Below are 19599 nucleotides of genomic sequence, written 5' to 3' on the forward strand. Positions count from 1 at the left end.
CCCGGGCAGTGAGAACAGCGGGAGTTCCTGACTCACCCGGCGGGTTGCTCCGCAGGATTCACAGTGGCGGGACCGCGCCGGATTCGCACCGGGCTTCCTCCCGGCGGGGCCACGTGGCTCCGCCGGTGGTCATCTTAGGTGCCGTTCTCCCTGGCCGGGAGTGGGGGTGCCCCGCCCCGCCCGCGCCCCCGGCGCACGCCCGGCCTTGCGCAACCGTGCCGTTGTGCGCCGCAGCCCGCGCGCCGGGGAGCGCCCGGCCGGCAGGCGCCCGCTCGGTGGGGGCGGCCAACTCGTCGAGCGGGGCCGGTGCAGGGAGTGCGGGAGGTGTCCCGGCAGGTCGAACGGGGAAGGGTGGGGTGGTGACGGCCACAGGCCGGGGCGGGGCAATCGTGGGTATGCTCGCCGCCATGCCGCCCCAGCCCCCCTCCGCCGCATCGCGGGACGAACCCGTCATACGCGACCGCGGTGACGCCTGCCCCGGTGCGCTGCGGCTGCACGCCGCGGACGACGGGTTCCTGGCCCGCGTCCGGATCCCCGGTGGGATGCTCGACGCGGACGCGGCCCTGCTGCTGGCGGACGCCGCGGACCGGCTCGGAGACGGCCACATCGACCTCACCTCACGCGGCAACGCGCAACTGCGCGGGCTCGGTGCCGGCTGCGGCGGCGAGCTGGAGGCCGTGCTCGTGCGCGCCGCGCTGCTGCCCGCGCCCACGCACGAGCGGGTCCGCAACATCGTCGCCTCGCCGCTGACCGGCCTGGACCGGCGTGGACTGCCCGACGTGGCCCCCTGGGTCGCGGAGCTGGACCGGCTGCTCTGCGCCAGCGCGCCCGCGGCCCGGCTGTCCGGGCGGTTCCTGTTCGCCCTCGACGACGGCCGCGGTGACGTGACCTCGCTCGCCGCGGACGTGAACCTGGCCGCCCGGGACGCCGACCGGGCCCTGCTGTGGACGGCCGATCCGGCCGACGCCGTGCTCGTGGCCGCCGCCGACGCCCCCCGGGCCGCCCTCGAAGCCGCCGCGTACTTCCTCGACGCCGCCCTCGAAGCCGGCACCCGGGCCTGGCGGGTTGCCGAGCTGCCCGCCGAACACGCCCTGCACGCGGCCGGGTTGGCCGCCCGACTGGCCGCCGCCGGGATCGATGCCGTCCTCGTGGGGGACACCGCCGCCGCGCACGGGCCGGCTCCCGAGCCCGGCCTCGTCGAAGGCCCCGACGGCGTCACCGCGCTCAGCGTGCTCGCCCCGCTCGGCCGCCTGACCACCGCGCAGTGGCGCCGGCTGGCCGGCCTCACCGGCCGCATCCGCCTCACCCCCTGGCGCGGGATCATCGTCCCCGACCTGCCCGCGGAAACCGCCGCCGACGCCCTCTTGGGCCTCGCGGAGGCCGGGCTGATCACCGCCGGCGACAGTCCCTGGCGGTCGGTCACCGCCTGCACCGGCCGCCCCGGTTGCGCCAAATCCCTTGCGGACGTCCGCGCCGACGCGCAGGCCGTCGTCGTACGGGCGACCGGTCTGCTGCCCGTGCACTGGTCCGGCTGCGAACGCCGGTGCGGGCACCCCCGCGGCACCGCATGGGTGGACGTGGTCGCCACCCGCGCGGGGTACGACCTCACCGCGGCCGGCGGCACCCCGCGCCGGGGCCTGCGCACCCCCGAACTTCCCGCGGCCCTCGCGGACGCACGCCGCACCACCTCCCACGACGCAGCGAAGAAATGAGCGAGTACACAGTGTTCGAGTACGAGAAGGACGGCGCGGCGATCTACCGCCAGTCCTTTGCCACGATCCGCGCCGAGGCGGACCTCTCCGGGCTGCCCGCCTCCGTCGCCCAGGTCGCGGTGCGCATGATCCACGCCTGCGGAATGACCGACCTGCCCCAGGACCTCGGCTACACCCCGGACGTCGTGCTCCGCGCGCGCGCCGCCCTGACCGCGGGCGCGCCGATCCTCTGCGACGTGCAGATGGTCGCCAGCGGCGTCACCCGCAAGCGGCTGCCCGCCGACAACGAGGTGATCTGTACCCTCTCCGACCCGGCCGTGCCGGCCCTCGCCGCGAAGATGGGCACCACGCGCAGCGCCGCCGCACTCGAAGTCTGGCGCGACCGCGGCCTGCTGGAGGGCTCCGTGATCGCCGTCGGCAACGCGCCGACCGCCCTGTTCCGGCTGCTGGAGATGATCGAGGAGGGCGCGCCGCGCCCCGCCGCCGTCATCGGGGTCCCGGTCGGCTTCATCGGCGCCGCCGAGTCCAAGGACGCGCTCGCCGCCCACGCTTCCGGGCTCGACCACCTGATCGTGCGCGGCCGGCGCGGTGGCAGCGCCATCGCCGCAGCCGCCGTCAACGCGATCGCGAGCGAGGAAGAATGAGCACCGGAAAGCTGTACGGCGTCGGGCTCGGCCCCGGCGACCCCTCCCTGATGACGCTGCGGGCCGTCGAGGTGATCGCCGAGGCGCAGGTCGTCGCGTACCACAGCGCCCGCCACGGCCGCTCGATCGCCCGCTCGATCGCCGCCGGGCACCTGCGCGCGGACCACATCGAGGAGCCGCTGGTCTACCCGGTCACCACCGAGACCACCGACCACCCCGGCGGCTACCAGGGGGCGATGGAGGAGTTCTACGAGGAGTCCGCCGCCCGGCTGGCCGCCCACCTGGACGCCGGCCGGACCGTCGCCGTGCTGGCCGAGGGCGACCCGCTCTTCTACGGCTCGTACATGCACATGCACAAGCGGCTCGCCGACCGCTACCAGGCCGAGGTGATCCCCGGAGTGACCTCGGTGAGCGCCGCCGCCGCCCGGCTCGGCACCCCGCTCGTCGAGGGCGAGGAGGTGCTGACGATCCTTCCCGGCACCCTCCCGGAGGACGAGCTCACCGCCCGCCTCGCCGCCACCGACTCCGCGGTCGTGATGAAGCTCGGCCGGACCTTCCCGGCCGTGCGCCGCGCCATGGAGGGCAGCGGGCGCCTCGCGGAGGCCCGCTACGTCGAACGCGCCACCATGGCGGGGGAGCGGACCGGCGTCCTCGCCGACACCGATCCCGAGAGCGTGCCGTACTTCGCCGTCGCCGTCGTGCCCAGCCGCATCGGCAACCCGGGCAGCGTCCCGTCGGGCCCCGGCGAGGTCGTGGTCGTCGGCACCGGACCGGCCGGGCCGCTCTGGCTGACCCCCGAGACGCGGCGGGCCCTGGCCGACGCCGAGGTGCTCGTCGGGTACACCACCTATCTGGACCGGGTCCCCGGGAAGCCGGGCCAGGTCCGGCACGGCTCCGACAACAAGGTCGAGTCGGAGCGCGCCGAGTTCGCGCTCGACCTCGCCCGCCGCGGCAAGCGGGTGGCCGTGGTCTCCGGCGGCGACCCGGGCGTCTTCGCCATGGCCACCGCCGTCCTGGAGGTCGCCGGGCAGCCGCAGTACAAGGACGTGCCCGTACGGGTCCTGCCGGGGGTGACCGCAGCCAACGCGGCGGCCGCCGCGGCCGGGGCCCCGCTCGGCCACGACTACGCCACCGTCTCCCTTTCCGACCGGCTCAAGCCGTGGGAGGTCATCGCGGAGCGGCTGCGCGCCGCCGCCGCGGCGGACCTGGTGCTCGCCCTGTACAACCCGGGCTCGCGCAGCCGGACCTGGCAGGTCGCCCAGGCCAAGGAGCTGCTGCTGGAGCTGCGTTCGGCGCAGACCCCGGTGGTCGTCGCCCGGGACGTGGGCGGTCCCGAGCAGTCGGTCCGCGTCCTTTCGCTCGGCGAACTGGAGCCGTCCGAGGTGGACATGCGCACCATCCTGCTGATCGGCTCCTCGCAGACCCAGGTCACCGAGCGCCCGGACGGCACCCGCGTCACCTGGACCCCGCGCCGCTACCCGGAGGCCTGACCGGCAGCACGTGCGACCCCCGGGCGCCCCGGAGCGCCCGGGCGGGAGGCGTCCGGGGCCGGGCGTCGCGGGGCGCTCAGCACTGCCAGAGGAACGCCGCCCGGCCGCAGGGCTCGCAGGCGTGCGCATAGGCGCTGCCGGAGCCGAAGTTGGGGGCGGTGACGGGGTCCGGACCTTCTTCCAGCCGGGCGATGAACTCCATCGGGCCGCCGCAGCCCGCGCAGTCGGGCGTCTCGTCGTTCTGAAGCCACTCGGGGGTGCCGCCGAGCTGCCCGAGCACGTGGCGCGGCGGGCGCCCGCTCCGCTCGGACCAGGCCTTGGCGGCAGACCGGTACCCCGGCTGGGCCACCTCCACCCGTTCGACGGCACGGACCGCCCCGAGCTGCCGGACGTCGTCGTCCTCGTCGTCCTCGTCCTCGTCGTCCTCGTCCTCGTCGTCCTCGTCGTCGTCCTCGTCCTCGTCGTCCTCGTCGTCGGGGAGCGCGGGCAGCGGTATCGGCACCAGCCCGGCCGGCGGGAAGAGGTACGCCCTGTTGCCGCCGGCCGTCGCGCTCCATTCGGCGCAGCTGCCCGGGTCGTTCGCGCACATGAAGACCGAGAGGACCCCGCGCCCGCCGTCGAGGACCATCTGCGCGATGAACTGCAGCGGCCCGGAGCAGGTCGTACAGGTGGGCCACTGCGTGCCGGCGGGCGCCAGCGGAAGGCCCCCGACACGGGTGACCGGGGCATCGGGCGCGGCGGAGCCGTCGTGGACCAGGAGGGTGGTGGAGTTCATGCCGACGAGAGTAAGAGACCCCACTGACGACGGCGCCCCCGGGCCGCCCTTCCCGCCCTCCTACGCGGGAGTTCCCGCGAGCCACTCCAGGGCCGCCTGCGGGCTCTGCGCCTGCGCGACGCCCTCCGGGACCGGGGGCCGGCGGACGACCAGCACCGGAATGCCGGCCTCGCGGGCCGCGGTGAGCTTGGGGGCGGTGGCCGAGCCGCCGCTGTCCTTGGTCACCAGGACGTCGATCCGGTGCCGCGCGAGCAGCTCCCGTTCGTCGGTGAGGGTGAACGGGCCCCGGGCGAGCAGGACTTCGAGTTTCGGCGGCGCCGGTGCGGCCGGCGGGTCCACCGAACGGACCAGGAACCAGGTGTCTTCGAGGTGGGCGAAGCTGTGCAGGCCCATCCGGCCGGTGGTCAGGAAGGCCCGTGCGCCGAGGCCCGGCAGCAGCAGGGCCGCCTCGGCGAGGGAGCCGGCGAAGGTCCAGTCGTCGCCGGGACCCGGGGTCCAGCCCGGGCGGCGCACCGCGAGCAGCGGGATCCCCGTGAGGGCCGCCGCGCGCGCCGCGTTGAAGCTCATCCGCTCCGCGAACGGATGGGTGGCGTCCACCAGGTGCGTGACCCCGTGGGCGGCGATCCAGTCCGCCAGGCCCGCGGGCCCGCCGAAGCCACCGATCCGGGTCCCGCCCGGCGGGAGCACCGGCCGGGCGACCCGGCCGGCGAGCGAGGTGGTCACCTGGTACGACGGGTCCCCGGCCAGCATCTCCGCGAGGCGCCGGGCCTCCGTCGTGCCGCCCAGGACCAGGACGTGGCCCCGGACCGGGGCGTCGGTCCGGACCGGCTCAGCAGACATGCCGGTCGCGCTCGGGGGAGTACAGGTGGCTGTCGCGGAACTGCTCGGCGCCCAGCGTGCGGCCCACCAGGATCACCGCGGTCCGTACCAGTCCGGCCGCCTTCACCTGGTCCGCGATGTCGGCCAGCGTGCCGCGCAGGATCAGCTCGTCGGGGCGGCTGGCCATCGCCACCACGGCGACCGGGCACTCGGCACCGTAGTGCGGCAGCAGTTCGCCGACGACCCGGTCCACGTACCGCGTCGCCAGGTGCAGCACCAGCAGCGCGCCGCTGCGGCTGAGCGTGGCCAGGTCCTCGCCGGGCGGCATCGGCGTGGCCTGCTGGGCGATCCGGGTCAGGATCACGGTCTGGCCGACGGTGGGGACCGTCAGCTCCCGCTTCAGCGCGGCCGCCGCCGCGGCGAACGCGGGGACGCCGGGCACCACCTCGTACGGGATGCCGGCCGCGTCGAGCCGCCGCATCTGCTCCGCGACCGCGCTGAAGATCGACGGGTCGCCCGAGTGGAGCCGCGCCACGTCCTCGCCCGCCGCGTGGGCCCGTACGCACTCGGCGATGATCTCGTCGAGGTTCAGCTGCGAGGTGTCCACCAGGCGGGCGTCCGGCGGGCACTCGGCCAGCAGTTCGCGCGGCACCAGGCTCCCCGCGTACAGGCAGACCGGGGCGGCGGCCAGCGTCCGGGCACCGCGCACCGTGATCAGGTCGGCGGCGCCGGGGCCCGCACCGATGAAGTACACGGTCATGTCGTCTGATCCTTTTCGTTCTCTGATGCGGTCTCTGCGGTCTCTGCGGTCTGTGCGGCTTCTGCGGTCTGTGTGGTCGTTCCGGTGGTGTCCTCGGGTCGTGGCCAGGGCTTCGTCACGGACCACTGGGTGACCGCCATCGCCTGCCGCCAGCCGGTGAAACCGCCGACCGCCACCGCGTGCGCGACGGCGAGTTTGACCAGGTCGCCGCCGTGGCGCCGGTAGCGCTCGGTGAGGACCGCCTCCGACTCCAGGGTCACGGTGTTGACCACCAGACGTCCGCCCGGGGCCAGTGCCGCCCAGGCCGCGTCCAGCAGGCCCGGTGCGGTCAGCCCGCCGCCGATGAACACCGCGTCGGGGGTGGGGAGTCCGTCGAGCGCCCCGGGCGCGGCACCGGTGACCACGCGCAGCCCCGGCACGCCGAGCGCCACCGCGTTGCGGGTGATCCGGGCCGCCCGCTCCGGGACGCGCTCCACGGCCACCGCCCGGCAGGAGGGGTGCGTGCGCATCCACTCGATGCCGATGGAGCCGGAGCCGCCGCCGATGTCCCACAGCAGTTCGCCGGGGGCCGGGGCGAGGGCGCACAGGGTCGCGGCCCGCACGTGCCGCTTGGTGAGCTGCCCGTCGTGCTCGTACGCGGCGTCGGGCAGGCCGGGGGTCGCGCCGAGCCGCGGGACCTCGCCGCGCGGGTCCCGGCGGCAGTCCACGGCCACCACGTTGAGCGGATCGCCGGGCGCGTGGTCCCAGCCGTCGGCCCGGCCCTCGTACGCGTCCTCGTGCTCGGAGCCCAGCTGTTCCAGCACCCGCATCCGGCTCGGGCCGAAGCCCCGCTCGCGCAGCAGAGCGGCGATCTCGCCCGGGGTCGCCGCTCCGGCGCTGAGCACCAGCACCCGCCGTCCCTCGTACAGCGCGGCCGCGAGCCGGGCCACCGGACGGCCGACCACCGTGACCACCTCGGTGTCCTCCACCGGCCAGCCCAGGCGGGCGCAGGCGTACGACACCGACGAGGGGTGCGGGTGGACCCGCAGGGCGTCGGGCCCGAGCTCCTGCGCCAGGGCCCGCCCGATCCCGTAGAACATGGGGTCGCCACTGGCCAGCACGGCGATCCGGCGGCCCGCGTGCTCCGCCATCAGCTTGGGCACGGACGGGCGCAGCGGGCTCGGCCAGGCCACCCGCTCGCCGGCGCACTCGCCGGCCGGCAGCAGGTCCAGCTGCCTCGGGCCGCCGATCAGCACCTCGGCTCCGGTCAGCGCGGAACGCGCGGCGGAAGTGAGTCCGGCCCAGCCGTCGGCGCCGAGGCCGACGACCGACACGGGGATGGAGGACGGTGCGGAGCTCACTGCGCGGTACCTCGGGACGGGTGGGGGAGCGGGCGGACGGACCCGCAGCCTACTGGCCGGTGCACCGGCCCCCGGCTCCACCCCCGCGAAGGGGGAGGTCTACCCTCGGTAACCCCTTGATCGCAGCGTCACCCCACCGTCACGAGGGAGCTCACATGCCTGGCTGGAACGCCAAGAACATCCCTGACCAGAGCGGCCGGACCGCCGTCGTCACGGGCGCCAACAGCGGTATCGGCTACGTGGCCGCCCGGGAGCTCGCCCGGCGCGGCGCGCAGGTGGTGTTGGCCTGCCGCAGTGCGGCGCGCGGCCGGGCCGCGGTGGCGCGGCTGCGTTCCGAAGTCCCGGACGCCGAGGTCGAGTTCGAGCCGTTGGACCTGGCGGACCTGGGCTCCGTACGGGAGTTCGCGCAGGCGTACGGGCAGCGCCACGGCTCCCTCGACCTGCTGGTGAACAACGCGGGCGTGATGGCGCTGCCGTACGGGCGGACCGCCGACGGGTTCGAAACCCAGTTCGGCGTGAACCACCTCGGCCACTTCGCCCTGACCGGACTGCTCCTGCCGCAGCTGCTGGCCGCCGACCCCGGGGCCCGCGTCGTCACCGTCTCCAGCGGTTTCCACGCCCTCGGCGACATCGACCTCGGCGACCTGAACGGCGAGCACGGTTACCGGCGCTGGATCGCGTACGGTCGCTCCAAGACCGCCAACCTCCTCTTCACCCACGAGCTGGCCCGGCGGCTCCAGAGCGCCGGTTCCGCAATCGTCGCCGCCGCCGCACACCCCGGTTACTCCTCGACCAACCTGCACGCCGGGGCCTCCCGCCAAGAGGGCCACCGGCCCATGTCACGGCTGATGGGCCTCGGCGCCGCAGTCCTCGCCCAGTCCGCGGCCGGCGGGGCCCTGCCCACGCTGTACGCGGCCACCGCGCCCGGTGTGCGGCCCGACGCCTTCTTCGGACCGCGGCTCGGCTGGCGCGGGGCGCCCGCCCCCTCCTGGCGGGCGAAATGGACCCTGGACGACACGTCCGGCGAACGGCTCTGGGCGGCCTCGGAGAAGCTCACCTCCGTCGCGTACGCCTTCCCCACGCGCTGAGCGGGACCGGTCCGGGCGCCCCGCCGTGAGCCCGTCCGCCCCCGGGGTGCCTCGGGGCGCCCCGGGCGGCACCTGATCCGGGGCGCGGGCGCCACGGGAGACTCGGCGCCATGGACGACGACACGGACAACCACCCAGACGCCCTCGAAGCCCACGATCACGCGGTGGTCCTCGGCGCAGGCCTGGCTGGGCTGCTGGCGGCGCGGGCGCTCGCCCAGCGGTTCGCGCGCGTGACCGTGGTGGAGCGGGACGAACTGGCGGACTCCGGGCCGGCCTTCCGACCCGGAGTGCCGCAGTCCCGGCACGTGCACGTGCTGTGGTCGCGGGGCCTGGAGCTGATGGAAGGGCTGCTGCCCGGTGTCACCCGGGAGCTCCTGGCGGCCGGCGCGGCGCTCATGGAGTCCCCGCGGGACTTCCTGTGGCTGAGCTCCGCCGACTGGTTCCACCCGGTTCCGGGCTCCCGGATCCTGGTGGGCAGCCGGGAGCTCATCGACTGGACGGTACGGCGGGAAGTGCTGCGGGACGAGCGCGTCCGCATCCGCTCCGGATCGACGGCGACGGGACTCGTCGCCGGAGCAGACGGCCGCTCCGTAGTCGGAGTGCGGCTGCGCGAAGGGGGCCCCCTGTCCGCCCGCTTCGTGGTCGACGCGACCGGACGGACCTCCCGGGCCCCGGCCTGGCTCGCCGCACTGGGCCACCCCGCCCCGGAGACCACCCGCTACGACTCCCACCTCGGCTACGCCAGCCGCTACTACGAGATCCCGCCCGACCCGGCCCGCCGCTGGCAGGGCATGTACGTCCAGGGCCGCCCCGACAGCCCGCGCGGGGGCGTGCTGGTGCCCCTCGACGACGGCCGCTGGCTCGCGACCCTGATCGGCAACGGCGAACACGCCCCGCCGACCGGTGACGAGGAGTTCCTCGACTACACCCGCACCCTGCGCACCCCGGCCCTCCACGACGTGCTGCGCGACGCCAAACCGCTCTCCTCGCCGACGGGCTTCCGCAGCACCGCGAACGAATGGCGCCACTACGAGCGCCTCGACCGCTGGCCGGCCGGCTTCGTCGTCCTCGGCGACGCCGCCTGCCGGTTCAACCCCGTGTACGGGCACGGCATGACGGTGGCGGCCCTCGCGGCGGACGCACTGGCCGGCGCCATCCGGGGCCTGGCGCCCCGGGAGATCGCCGCGGCCGCCCGGCGCATCCAGCGGCGCACGGCCACCGCCGCCGACGTGGCCTGGCAGATCGCCACCAGCGAGGACATGCGGTACCTGGAGACCGAGGGACCGCCGCCCGACCAGGCGACCAAGGTCCTCCAGGCCTACATGGCCCGGGTGATCGTGGGCGCCAACGCCGACCCGGAGATTTCCCGGCCCTTCTTCGGCGTGCTGTCGCTGTCGGCCCCGCCGAACACCCTGCTGAGCCCGAGCACCGTGATCCGGGTCCTGTCCAAGTGGCGCCTGCCGACGGTCCCGGAGACCGCCGACTACCCGCCGCACCACCACGCCCCGCCGGACTCCGGTTCCTGACCGGCGACATCCGCTAGCGGGCCGCCACGGCCCGCTCGTACAGGGCGCGTACCGCGTCGTCGAAGAAGCTGCTGTACGAGGTCTTCTCGTCGCCGCCCCCGTCGCGGCCGCCGACCACTCCGATCAGGGTGTGCGCGTCGGTCAGCACCGGACCACCGCTCGTGCCGTCGGGTACGTCCGCGCAATCCAGCCGCAGTTGCGCGGGCCCCGCGGCACGGGCGGTGTTGAAGCACTCCACCGGATGCTCGGTGTCGTTCGGATAGCCCACGACCCGCGCCGGAGCGGGCAGTTCGGGTCCGAACCGGATCTTCTGGGCGCCGGTGGTGTCCTCCAGCCGCTCGCCGGGACGGCCCGGCCTGCGCATCCGCAGGAACGCCACGTCGTGGTCGGGATCCTGGTCCTCGGCCCAACGGGGGTCCACGTCGATCCGCGTGGGCACCCAGACCCCGTACGGGGCCTCGCCGTCCTGGTAACCGGGGACGAAGGCGAGGTTCGTGCGGAAGCCCAGGACGCCGCGGTACACGCAGTGGGCGGCGGTGACGACGAGATCGCCGCCGGGGGAGTGGACCACCCCGGCCGAACAGTGGTGGTCCCCGTCCCCGTCCTCCCCGGGCGAGAACAGCGCCCCGATCGCCGGCTCTGCGGCGGCGGGCCGCGCGACCAGCGGGTCGGAGGGCTGCCAGCCGCCCGACCGCCAGTGCACGCCGGCCGGGGGGCCGCCCGTGCCCGGCGCGGTCGGGCCCGGTGCGGCGGGATCCGCAGCCGGATCCCGCCGTACCGGAACCTCCGCCGAAGCCTCCTGCGGAGCAGTCTTCCGCGCCGGACCGTCCAGCACGGCCGCCGCGGTGCGGTCGGCCGCCTCGGCGTCCTGTACGTAGCTCCCCTGCGCGGGGTCCCCGTCCGCCGAATGCGTGACGATGCCGCGCAGCTCCCACAGGAGCCCGGCACCCCCGGCGAGCACCACGCAGCACACGCCGACGAGCAGGCAGACCCGTACGGCCCGCCCGCGAACCCTGGTGAACATGTGGCACTCCCGCTGTGGAACCCCGATCGGCTCCCTGTTCTACGGACGGCGCCGCGACGGGAGTTCCGGCTTCGGGACGTGTCCGTCCTCACAGCCGGGACGCCCGCCCTCCCCGGTCACCCGCCGTCCTTCCGCATGTCACGCAACTCGCCTACCCTCCAGCCGAGTTGGGGCGAGGCGCACCGACGGGGCAGACAGGAGCCGAAAGCATGGGACTGCGCAACAGGATGGCGGGGGCGGTGACGGCGGGGCTGGCCGCCCTGGCACTCGCACTGGGCACGGCCCCGGCGGGGGCCGCCGCCGACCTCCCGTACGCGGGATCGACCGGCGTGGGCGTGCACAACGCCTACGAGAAGGCCAAGTACCCGTACTTCGCCGACGCCCTCGACTCCGGCGCGGCGATGCTGGAACTCGACGTGTGGACCAACTTCTTCGGCAGCTCCTGGCGGGTCTCGCACGACAACCCCTTCGGCAACGACAACAACTGCGAGAACGCCGCCACCCCCGCCCAGCTGCGCACCAAGTCCCGCAACCAGAACCTCGCGGGCTGCCTCTCCGACATCCGCAGCTGGCACGACGCCCACCCCGGCCATCGCCCGGTCGTCCTCAAGCTGGAGCTCAAGGACGGCTTCGCCGCCAACCTCGGGCGCGGCCCGGCCGAGCTCGACGCGCTGCTGAACTCGAAGCTCGGCGACGCCCTATACGGCCCCGGCCGGCTCGCCGCCGGCCACCTCGACCTGGACACCGCCGCCCGGGCCGGCGCCTGGCCGGGGCGCGCCGCGATGGCGGGGAAGTTCCTGGTGGAGCTGATCCCCGGCACGCTGGAGGAGGGCAACGCGGGCGACACGCTGTGGACCGACCGGGAGTACGCCCAGCACCTGCGCACCCTCGCCACGGGGGGCCGGCTCGGCGAGGCCGCCGCCTTCCCCGCCGTGCACGGGGCCGCGGCCGGTGACCCGCGCACCCGGTACGCCGACGCGTCGCTGCGCCCCTGGTTCGTGGTCTTCGACGGGGACGCGAGCGCCTACGCGGGCGGCTCGATCGACACCGCCTGGTACGACCGCAACCACTACCTGCTGATCGCCACCGATGCCCACGACGTGGCTCCCGCCATCGACGGGGTCCACCCGACCGAGGCCCAGGCCCGCGACCGGGTCGCCCTGATGGCCGCGCACCACGCGTCGATCGCCTCGGCGGACTGGTACCCGCTGCCGTCGGTGCTGGCGACGGTCGTCCCGCGCGGCTAGTACCCTTATTGCGAACTATTCGCAATAAGGTCGGGGTGTCGGTGACGTGGTGGGATCTCCGGTGGTGCTGGGCATCGAATCGTCCTGCGACGAGACGGGCGCCGGCATCGTGCGGGGCGGCCGCCTCCTCGCACACGTCGTCGCGTCGAGCATGGACGAACACGCCCGCTTCGGCGGCGTCGTCCCCGAGATCGCGGCCCGCGCCCACCTGCACGCCTTCAACCCGGTGGTCCGCCGGGCCCTCGACCAGGCCGGACTGCGCGCCGACCAGCTCGACGCGGTGGCCGTCACCACCGGCCCCGGCCTCTCCGGCGCACTCCAGGTCGGCCTGGCCGGGGCGAAGACCCTCGCGTACGCGCTGGACGTCCCGCTGTACGGGGTCCACCACCTGGCCGGGCACGTCGCCGCCGGCACCCTGGAGCACGGGCCGCTGCCCGAGCCGTGCGTGGTGCTCGTCGTCTCCGGCGGGCACACCTCGCTGCTGCTCGTACGGGACCTCGTGCGGGAGCCGATCCTGCACCTCGGGGACACCCTCGACGACGCGGCCGGGGAGTGCTTCGACAAGGTGGCCCGGGTGTTCGGCCTGCCGTACCCCGGCGGGCCGGCCATCGACCGGGCCGCGCGGGGCGGCAACCCGAAGGCCGTCGCCTTCCCCCGCCCGCTGACCGGAGGGCCGCGCGGCCGGGACCCGTACGCGTACTCCTTCTCCTTCTCGGGGCTGAAGACGGCCGCCGCCCGCTGGGCCGAGGGCTACCGCCAGCGCGGGGAGCAACCGCCGGTCGCCGACGGCGCGGCCTCGCTCCAGGAGGCGGTGGCCGACGTCCTGACCCGCAAGGCGGTCGCGGCCTGCGCGGAATACGGGGTGAAGACGCTGGTGGTGGTCGGCGGCGTGGCGGCCAACTCGCGGGTGCGGGCCCTGGCGGAGCGGCGCTGCGCCTCGGCGGGGATCGAACTGAGGGTGCCGCCGATGACGTTGTGCACGGACAACGGGGCGATGATCGCGGCGGTCGGCGACCTACTGGTCCGTGCGGGTGCGGAGCCCGCGCCGCACGGCCTCACGATCGACCCGTCGGCCCCGCTGGAGTACGCGGCGCTGCACCCGGCGGCGGGCTGAGCGCCGCTTCGACCGCGGCCGGTCGGCGCAGCGGTCGGGGCCGGTCGAAGGCCGAGCCGCCGTTGCGGGCGTGACGGGCGTGACGGGCGTGACGGGCGTTGCGGGCGTTGGCCGTTGCCGTTGCGGGGGCCGGGTCGTTGGGCAGCCGGACGGCCCCGGCGCGCGGGGTCGCGCACCGGACTCGCGAGGGGCGTACGGCATGAGCAGGACCGGGGACGGCGTGAAGACGGTGCACCTCACCGCCGAGGTGTACGGGTATCTGGTGGCGCAGGCCGAACCGCCGAGCCCCGTCCAGGAGCGGCTGATCGCGCGCACGAGCGAGCTCGGCGGACCGGCGCAGATGCAGATCCCGCACGAGCAGGGCGTCTTCCTCACGCTGCTGGCGAAGACGGCCGGCGCCCGCCGGATCGTCGAGGTCGGCACCTTCACCGGCTACTCCACGCTGGCCCTCGCCGCCGGACTGGCCGCCGGCGGGCGGGTCCTGACCTGCGACGTCTCCGAGGAGTGGACGGCGATCGCGAAGGAGGCGTGGAAGGCGGCCGGGGTCGACGACCGGATCGACCTCGCGATCGCCCCGGCGCTGGAGACGCTCCGCGCGCTCCCACAGGACCCGGTGATCGACCTGGCCTTCCTGGACGCCGACAAGTCCGGCTACCGCGCCTACTGGGACGAGCTCGTGCCGCGCCTGCGGCCGGGCGGGCTGCTCCTCGCCGACAACGTCCTGTACGGCGGAGAGGCGGTGCGCGCCGATGCCCGCGGGAACGGCCTGGCCATCCGGGAGTTCAACGCGCACGTGCGGGCCGACGGCCGGATGGAGTCGGTGATGCTCCCGATCGCGGACGGCCTCACGCTCGCGCGCAAGCACTGAGGCATCCTGGGGCGACAACCGCACTCCGAGGAGCCCCAGTTGCCCGATACGCACGCGCACAGCCACCCGCACCTGCGCCACATGGCCTTCGAGCGCCTGCACAACTTCCGTGACCTGGGCGGCTACCGCAGCGCCGACGGCCGTACCGTCGCCTGGGGCACGCTCTACCGGGCCGATTCCCTCGGCAAGCTCGCGGACGCCGACTGGGACCGCTTCCTCGGGCTGGGCATACGTACCGTCATCGACCTGCGCTACCCCTGGGAGATCGAGGCCAAGGGCCGGATCCCCGAGCCCGAGCGGTTCACGTACGCCAACCTCAGCATCGAGCACCGCCCGTACGACCAGGCCGCGATCGACCCCGACGTCGACCCCTGGCGGTACCTGGCCGACCGGTTCGCCGAGGTGACCGAGGACGGCGTCGTGGAGATCCGCCGGGCCATCGAGCTCATCGCCGCCGGTCCCGGCCCGGCGGTCTTCCACTGCACCTCCGGCAAGGACCGCACCGGCCTGATCGCCGCATTCGTCCTGACCCTCCTCGATGTGTCCGAGGAGGAGATCCTGGCCGATTTCGCGCTCACCGAGCTGGCCACCGCCCGCCTGACGGCCGACTGGCACGCGGCCAACCCGGGCCGCACCATGCGCTGGCCCGCGTACGGCCGAGCCCCGGCGACGATCATGGCCCTCGTCCTCGCGGACCTGACCACGCGCTACGGCTCTGCCGCCGGCTACCTCGCCGACCGGGTGGGGATCAGGCCGGAGACGGTTGCCCTGCTGCGGGAACGCCTGCTGCGCTGATCATGGCCGGAATGTGACGACAGTCAACCAGGCGTGCACTCTTGCCAGTTGAGGTGGGTATCCCAACAATGCGCATGACAACCGGAGGATCTTCGGTTGCATCGTCATTGAAGAGGGGAACCCCCACATGCCCCACATGAACAAGCCTGTCGCCGGCGCCGTGCTCTCGCTGCTCCTGATAGGAGCGGCGGCGGCCCCGGCCGTGGCGTCCGCACCCCAGGACAAGGCCTCGGCGGCCGTCGCCGTGAACTACGCGGGGACGGTCGCGCTCAGCAACTGCTCCGGTTCCGTCGTCCGCGCCCCCGGCTCCCAGTCGACCGACCCCGCGCTCGTCCTCTCCAACGGGCACTGCCTGGAGACGGGATTCCCGGGGCCCGGCGAGGTCGTCAAGGACCAGCCGTCGAGCCGCTCGTTCTCCCTGCTCAACGCGTCGGGCTCGCGCGTCGCGACGCTGCGCGCGAGCAAGGTCGCGTACGCGACGATGACCGACACGGACATCTCGATCTACCAGCTGACCAAGACGTACGCCCAGATCCAGAGCCAGTACGGCATCAGCGCGCTCACCCTCAACGACGCCCACCCGGTGCAGGGCACGGCGATCAAGGTCGTGTCGGGGTACTGGAAGCGCACGTACAGCTGCAACGTGGACGGGTTCGCGTACCGCCTGAAGGAGGGCGAGTGGACCTGGAAGGACTCGGTCCGCTACACCTCGTCCTGCAACACCATCGGCGGCACCTCGGGCTCCCCGGTGATCGACACGACGACGGGCAAGGTCGTCGCCGTCAACAACACCGGTAACGAGGACGGTCAGCGCTGCACGGACAACAACCCGTGCGAGGTGGACGAGACCGGCAAGGTCACCGTCCGCCAGGGCATCAACTACGCCCAGGAGACGTACATCATCGTCCCCTGCATCGGCGCGGGCAACAAGATCGACCTGAACCGCGCGGGCTGCACCCTGCCGAAGCCGTGACGCGACGGGCCGCCCGCCCGCTCGATGGGGCGGGCGGCCCCCGGCGGGTCGTCGCCGCGCCCACTCCCGCCGTGTGCCAGCGTTGACCGGTGCGATCCGCTCACGATGCCCTGACACCGTTCCTGCACAACGAGATCCCCTACCTGGAGAAGGCGCTGCGCACCATCGCGGTGTACGCGCTGATCCTTGTGCTGCTCCGGATCGTCGGCAAGCGCCAGCTCGCGCAGCTCAGCACGTTCGACCTGGTGGTCATGCTGCTGCTGGCCAACGTCGTGCAGAACGCGGTGATCGGCCCGGACAATTCGGTCGTGGGGGCGGCCTTCGGGGCTGCCGTACTGCTCGCGGTGAACGCCGTGGTCGTCAGGGCGGCCGCCCGCTACGAATGGCTGGGCCGCCTCCTGGAGGGCACCCCCACCACCCTGGCCCGTGACGGCCACTGGCTCACCCCCGTGATCCGCCGCAGCGGCCTGCGCGTCGCCGACCTGGATGCGGCGGTGCGCCACCAGGGTGGCGACGACGTCACGGAAACCTCGGAGGTCACCCTCGAACCGGGGGGCACCCTGGTGGTCCAACTGGCGGAACCGGAACAATCAGCGGACAAGGCCGACATCGCCGCCTTGAAAGCGACCCTGGCCACCCTTGAACGCAAGATCGACGCCCTGGAGTCCGGCACTCCCTGACCGGTCGACGCAAGGGCCACCTCTCGCAGAAAAACCGGTTATCCAACCGGTTTGCGCGTTCCCTTCGGGGCGGGGTCGGTCGGGAAGCGGCTGTGTTTGGCCATATCGCCTGCCGAACGGACGGTCGGGTGCGCGGGGAATCGACTGCCTCATTTCCTGGCTGCCTGCAAGGCGTCGCAGGATGTGCCATTTTGCACCATCTTGTGGATGTCATGCAAACAGGCCAGTGGTACACGCTTCATTGAGTCAAACCCCTTGGCTCGATCGAACCCACGTGCCTAGGCTCTGTGCATCCACCAAGGAAGGAGGGGATTACGAATGATGGAAGCGACCGCGATTCAGGAGGTCGAGCTCACCGACGAGATCGAGGAGCTCGAATTCGACCAGGAGATGCTCAGCGACTACCTGGCGATGACGCACCGCTGTTGATGTAGCCCGGCATATCCGGGCGGAGTCGTCCGGATATGCCGGATGCAGCTCTTCTGATACGCAGGGGGAGGCCCGTGGATTCCGGAATCGTCTTCGCGCTCGATTCGATGCCGTTGAACAGCGACAGTCACTGGCCTGCCGACTACGACGCCAGGTTCGTCGGGGAGGCCCTCCTGGGCGCCCTGTCCGTCGAGGCGGGTGACGGCTCGCTCCGGACCGGTTCCGCGCTGGCGGTCGAGCGGTTCGACGGCGGACGGCGATGGCGCGTGACCCTGGACGGCGAGGCCGCCTGGTCCGATGGTCTTCCTCTCTCCGCCGAGCACGCCCTGGCGTCGGTGCGCACCGTTCTCGCGCGGCCGCGGTCGCCTCTGGCCAGGCTGCTGTACCCGGAACTTCCGACGGAGCCGGCCGTCCAGGTCGCAGCCGACGTGGTGGACTACCGATTCGCCCGCCCCGTCTCCTACGTGCCCTCGCTGTTGACCCTCCCGCAGTTCGCCCCCTCGCGGGAATCCGGGACCGGTGCGGATGCGCCGGTGCTGGGGCCGTACGAGATCACCGGTCGCGGGGAGGACGGCATCAGGATGTCCCTGCGCGACCGTGCCGCGGACGAGCGGGCGGGAAATCGGCCGCGCGAATTGGAATTCCGTGTGTTCGCGCGGACGCGTGAGGCGTTGGATGCCTTGCGGCGGGGCGAGATCGACGTGTCCCCGACGACCAGCTTCTCCGTGCAGGACGTATTCGACTGTGCCGGCGTAGATGGTTTCCAGAGTCGACCGATCTCCATTTTCGGCAGTCTGGAATTCGGTGGATCAAGTGGGAACCTGAACCGTCGTCCGGAACTCCGGCGGGCATTGGGATTCGCCGTGGACCGCGAAAGAATCGCGGAGCGGTGTCCCGGATTGGTCATACCGTTTTTGTATCAGACCGCACCCTGGTCAGCCGTCCCCCCCTCGTCGAAGACGCGGAGGCCGACATCCCGTGAGATCGATGAGTTACGCCGTGAACTGGGCGGATCTCTTGAGATCGGCTACGCCGACTTCACGCCCAACGATGTGATCGTGCGAGCGGTGTGCGACCAGTTGCAGGAGATCTTCGGCATCACCGCAGTTCCCCGGCCACTGAGTTACCGCGCCTATGTGCGATCTGCCCTGAGCCGTGACTACAGCCTGCTCTACACCCTGACCACGGCTGATTTTCCTCATCCCGCGTCCCTTCTGACGCCCTGGTACTCGACCGGCGCGGTCGCGAAGAGACTCGGCTTCGCCGACGCCGGACTGGACGCCCTCTTGGACGCCGCGTCGGAGGAGACCGATCCGGGCGCACAGGCCGGCCGCTGGGCGGCCGCGGACCGGCGCTGGTCCGAACTGATGCCCCGGATCCCCCTGATCCAGGTGCGTGCGCACTGCCTGAGCAGCGGACGCCTGACCGGAGCCCGACTCAATTCCAGCGGGCTCATCGACTTCGGACGGCTGGCGGCCGGCCCCCGGGCCCGTACCGCGGCAGGACCATACGAGGAGGCCCGGGCGTGAGCCGGACACAGAACACATCGCGGGAACACGACCGGGGAACGGAGCCGAGCGACGCCGACCCGACCGCAGCCCTGCGCGGGGCGGCCGGGTTCATCGCCCCCGGTCACCTGACGCCCGAGACCCTCCAGGGGCTCGGGGAGTGGCTGCACGCCACCCCCAGCCGGCCCTTCGTGCTGCGCGACTTCGTCGAACCGGGCCAGGCGGCCGCCATGGGCGCCGCCATGCGCGCCCTGCCCGTCTGGACGCGGTGCGTCACCGCCTTCCGCAACGAGTCCGAGACCGAGGACATCCCGGCCCGGGACTGGGCCGAACACCCCCGGCGCGCCGCCCACCACAACGTGGCGCGGGACCTCAGGAGCGCGCTGGAGGAAGGCGCCATGAGTGCGGAGCACCAGATCGCGCTGCGTCGCTTCCTGTCCAGGGCGGCACTCGGCGACGTGCTGCGCAACTGGATCACGGCAGGCACCGGGATCCGGCTGACCTCGAAAGAGGCCAGTCTGGAACTGGCTTCGTACGACGCCGGAGACCAGATCCGCCCACACCAGGACCTCGTTCCCCGCCGGGTGTTCGCCGTCAACTTCTACCTCGACGAGGAGTACCGGCCGGGCACCGGCGGCAGGCTCGTCTACCGCAACGAAGAGGACGACGAGTTCGCCGTGGAACCGCTGTTCAACACCTTCTCCGTCATCCAGATCCGGCCCGACGCCTGGCATCACGTCGAGGCGTACGAAGGTACGGGCACGGGACGGTTCACCGTCAGCGTCGGCCTGCACGGGTCGGAATGAG

Annotated in this window: 18 protein-coding genes and 1 riboswitch; of the genes, 13 read left to right on the top strand and 5 right to left on the bottom strand. The window is 73.4% G+C overall.

The window, feature by feature from the left end; translation table 11 throughout:
- Positions 1-140, bottom strand: a riboswitch (cobalamin riboswitch).
- A gap of 267 nt (positions 141-407) precedes the next feature.
- Genes cobG through OG974_RS02215 form a run of 3 tightly spaced genes read left to right on the top strand, consistent with a single transcriptional unit; the run spans position 408 to position 3846 of the window.
- Complete coding sequence (cobG, locus tag OG974_RS02205) at positions 408-1712, top strand: precorrin-3B synthase (protein ID WP_327279274.1); 1305 nt, start codon at positions 408-410, stop codon at positions 1710-1712.
- Positions 1709-2356, top strand: a complete 648-nt coding sequence (locus OG974_RS02210; protein ID WP_082410948.1) for a precorrin-8X methylmutase — start codon at positions 1709-1711, stop codon at positions 2354-2356. The genes cobG and OG974_RS02210 overlap by 4 nt, the downstream gene beginning before the upstream one ends.
- Positions 2353-3846, top strand: coding sequence for a precorrin-2 C(20)-methyltransferase (locus tag OG974_RS02215; RefSeq protein ID WP_328764166.1), 1494 nt, complete (start codon positions 2353-2355; stop codon positions 3844-3846). The genes OG974_RS02210 and OG974_RS02215 overlap by 4 nt, the downstream gene beginning before the upstream one ends.
- Positions 3847-3922: 76 nt before the next feature.
- Here OG974_RS02215 and OG974_RS02220 read toward each other — a convergent pair whose 3' ends face one another.
- Genes OG974_RS02220 through cbiE form a run of 4 tightly spaced genes read right to left on the bottom strand, consistent with a single transcriptional unit; the run spans position 3923 to position 7540 of the window.
- On the bottom strand, positions 3923-4621 hold the full coding sequence (locus OG974_RS02220) for a hypothetical protein (RefSeq protein WP_327279276.1): 699 nt from the start codon (positions 4619-4621) through the stop codon (positions 3923-3925).
- Positions 4622-4681: 60 nt separating this feature from the next.
- Positions 4682-5461, bottom strand: coding sequence for a cobalt-precorrin-6A reductase (locus tag OG974_RS02225; protein WP_327279277.1), 780 nt, complete (start codon positions 5459-5461; stop codon positions 4682-4684).
- A complete protein-coding gene (gene cobM, locus OG974_RS02230; protein WP_327279278.1) occupies positions 5451-6200 on the bottom strand; it encodes a precorrin-4 C(11)-methyltransferase in 750 nt (249 codons plus the stop codon). Before cobM ends, OG974_RS02225 begins: the two co-directional genes overlap by 11 nt.
- Positions 6197-7540 (bottom strand): precorrin-6y C5,15-methyltransferase (decarboxylating) subunit CbiE, encoded by a 1344-nt coding sequence (cbiE, locus tag OG974_RS02235; protein ID WP_329314974.1) that lies wholly within the window; start codon positions 7538-7540, stop codon positions 6197-6199. The genes cobM and cbiE overlap by 4 nt, the downstream gene beginning before the upstream one ends.
- A gap of 155 nt (positions 7541-7695) precedes the next feature.
- On the opposite strand from cbiE, the gene OG974_RS02240 reads away from it, so the two are divergent.
- Complete coding sequence (locus OG974_RS02240; RefSeq protein WP_328764169.1) at positions 7696-8628, top strand: oxidoreductase; 933 nt, start codon at positions 7696-7698, stop codon at positions 8626-8628.
- Positions 8629-8738: 110 nt separating this feature from the next.
- Entirely contained in the window at positions 8739-10154 is a 1416-nt protein-coding gene (locus OG974_RS02245; RefSeq protein WP_329314976.1) for an FAD-dependent monooxygenase, read from the top strand.
- A 13-nt stretch (positions 10155-10167) separates the two neighbouring features.
- On the opposite strand, the gene OG974_RS02250 is transcribed toward OG974_RS02245, so the two are convergent.
- Positions 10168-11178 (bottom strand): trypsin-like peptidase domain-containing protein, encoded by a 1011-nt coding sequence (locus OG974_RS02250; protein WP_329314978.1) that lies wholly within the window; start codon positions 11176-11178, stop codon positions 10168-10170.
- Between the two features lie 209 nt (positions 11179-11387).
- On the opposite strand from OG974_RS02250, the gene OG974_RS02255 reads away from it, so the two are divergent.
- The 8 genes from OG974_RS02255 (at position 11388) to OG974_RS02290 (ending at position 19598) form a co-directional block, all read left to right on the top strand.
- Positions 11388-12425, top strand: coding sequence for a phosphatidylinositol-specific phospholipase C domain-containing protein (locus tag OG974_RS02255; RefSeq protein ID WP_327279283.1), 1038 nt, complete (start codon positions 11388-11390; stop codon positions 12423-12425).
- Between the two features lie 61 nt (positions 12426-12486).
- On the top strand, positions 12487-13539 hold the full coding sequence (gene tsaD / locus OG974_RS02260; RefSeq protein ID WP_371646702.1) for a tRNA (adenosine(37)-N6)-threonylcarbamoyltransferase complex transferase subunit TsaD: 1053 nt from the start codon (positions 12487-12489) through the stop codon (positions 13537-13539).
- Between the two features lie 199 nt (positions 13540-13738).
- On the top strand, positions 13739-14407 hold the full coding sequence (locus OG974_RS02265) for an O-methyltransferase (protein WP_327279284.1): 669 nt from the start codon (positions 13739-13741) through the stop codon (positions 14405-14407).
- An 81-nt stretch (positions 14408-14488) separates the two neighbouring features.
- Entirely contained in the window at positions 14489-15202 is a 714-nt protein-coding gene (locus OG974_RS02270; RefSeq protein WP_327285839.1) for a tyrosine-protein phosphatase, read from the top strand.
- A gap of 136 nt (positions 15203-15338) precedes the next feature.
- A complete protein-coding gene (locus tag OG974_RS02275; protein WP_327279285.1) occupies positions 15339-16175 on the top strand; it encodes a serine protease in 837 nt (278 codons plus the stop codon).
- 89 nt (positions 16176-16264) lie between these two features.
- Complete coding sequence (locus tag OG974_RS02280; RefSeq protein ID WP_327279286.1) at positions 16265-16855, top strand: YetF domain-containing protein; 591 nt, start codon at positions 16265-16267, stop codon at positions 16853-16855.
- A gap of 503 nt (positions 16856-17358) precedes the next feature.
- On the top strand, positions 17359-18813 hold the full coding sequence (locus tag OG974_RS02285; protein WP_327279287.1) for an ABC transporter substrate-binding protein: 1455 nt from the start codon (positions 17359-17361) through the stop codon (positions 18811-18813).
- Positions 18810-19598: a 2OG-Fe(II) oxygenase gene (locus OG974_RS02290; RefSeq protein ID WP_327279288.1), complete on the top strand. Its 789-nt coding sequence runs from the start codon at positions 18810-18812 to the stop codon at positions 19596-19598. The genes OG974_RS02285 and OG974_RS02290 overlap by 4 nt, the downstream gene beginning before the upstream one ends.
- The last annotated feature ends 1 nt before the right edge of the window (position 19599 follow it).

The organism is Streptomyces sp. NBC_00597, from assembly GCF_041431095.1.
Taxonomy (GTDB): domain Bacteria; phylum Actinomycetota; class Actinomycetes; order Streptomycetales; family Streptomycetaceae; genus Streptomyces.

Excerpts from the sequence above, each read along its gene's own strand:
- cobG (WP_327279274.1), top strand. The coding sequence starts at position 408 with ATGCCGCCCCAGCCCCCCTCCGCCGCATCGCGGGACGAACCCGTCATA.
- OG974_RS02210 (WP_082410948.1), top strand. The coding sequence starts at position 1,709 with ATGAGCGAGTACACAGTGTTCGAGTACGAGAAGGACGGCGCGGCGATC.
- OG974_RS02215 (WP_328764166.1), top strand. The coding sequence starts at position 2,353 with ATGAGCACCGGAAAGCTGTACGGCGTCGGGCTCGGCCCCGGCGACCCC.
- OG974_RS02220 (WP_327279276.1), bottom strand. The coding sequence starts at position 4,621 with ATGAACTCCACCACCCTCCTGGTCCACGACGGCTCCGCCGCGCCCGAT.
- OG974_RS02225 (WP_327279277.1), bottom strand. The coding sequence starts at position 5,461 with ATGTCTGCTGAGCCGGTCCGGACCGACGCCCCGGTCCGGGGCCACGTC.
- cobM (WP_327279278.1), bottom strand. The coding sequence starts at position 6,200 with ATGACCGTGTACTTCATCGGTGCGGGCCCCGGCGCCGCCGACCTGATC.
- OG974_RS02240 (WP_328764169.1), top strand. The coding sequence starts at position 7,696 with ATGCCTGGCTGGAACGCCAAGAACATCCCTGACCAGAGCGGCCGGACC.
- OG974_RS02245 (WP_329314976.1), top strand. The coding sequence starts at position 8,739 with ATGGACGACGACACGGACAACCACCCAGACGCCCTCGAAGCCCACGAT.
- OG974_RS02250 (WP_329314978.1), bottom strand. The coding sequence starts at position 11,178 with ATGTTCACCAGGGTTCGCGGGCGGGCCGTACGGGTCTGCCTGCTCGTC.
- OG974_RS02255 (WP_327279283.1), top strand. The coding sequence starts at position 11,388 with ATGGGACTGCGCAACAGGATGGCGGGGGCGGTGACGGCGGGGCTGGCC.
- OG974_RS02265 (WP_327279284.1), top strand. The coding sequence starts at position 13,739 with ATGAGCAGGACCGGGGACGGCGTGAAGACGGTGCACCTCACCGCCGAG.
- OG974_RS02270 (WP_327285839.1), top strand. The coding sequence starts at position 14,489 with ATGGCCTTCGAGCGCCTGCACAACTTCCGTGACCTGGGCGGCTACCGC.
- OG974_RS02275 (WP_327279285.1), top strand. The coding sequence starts at position 15,339 with ATGAACAAGCCTGTCGCCGGCGCCGTGCTCTCGCTGCTCCTGATAGGA.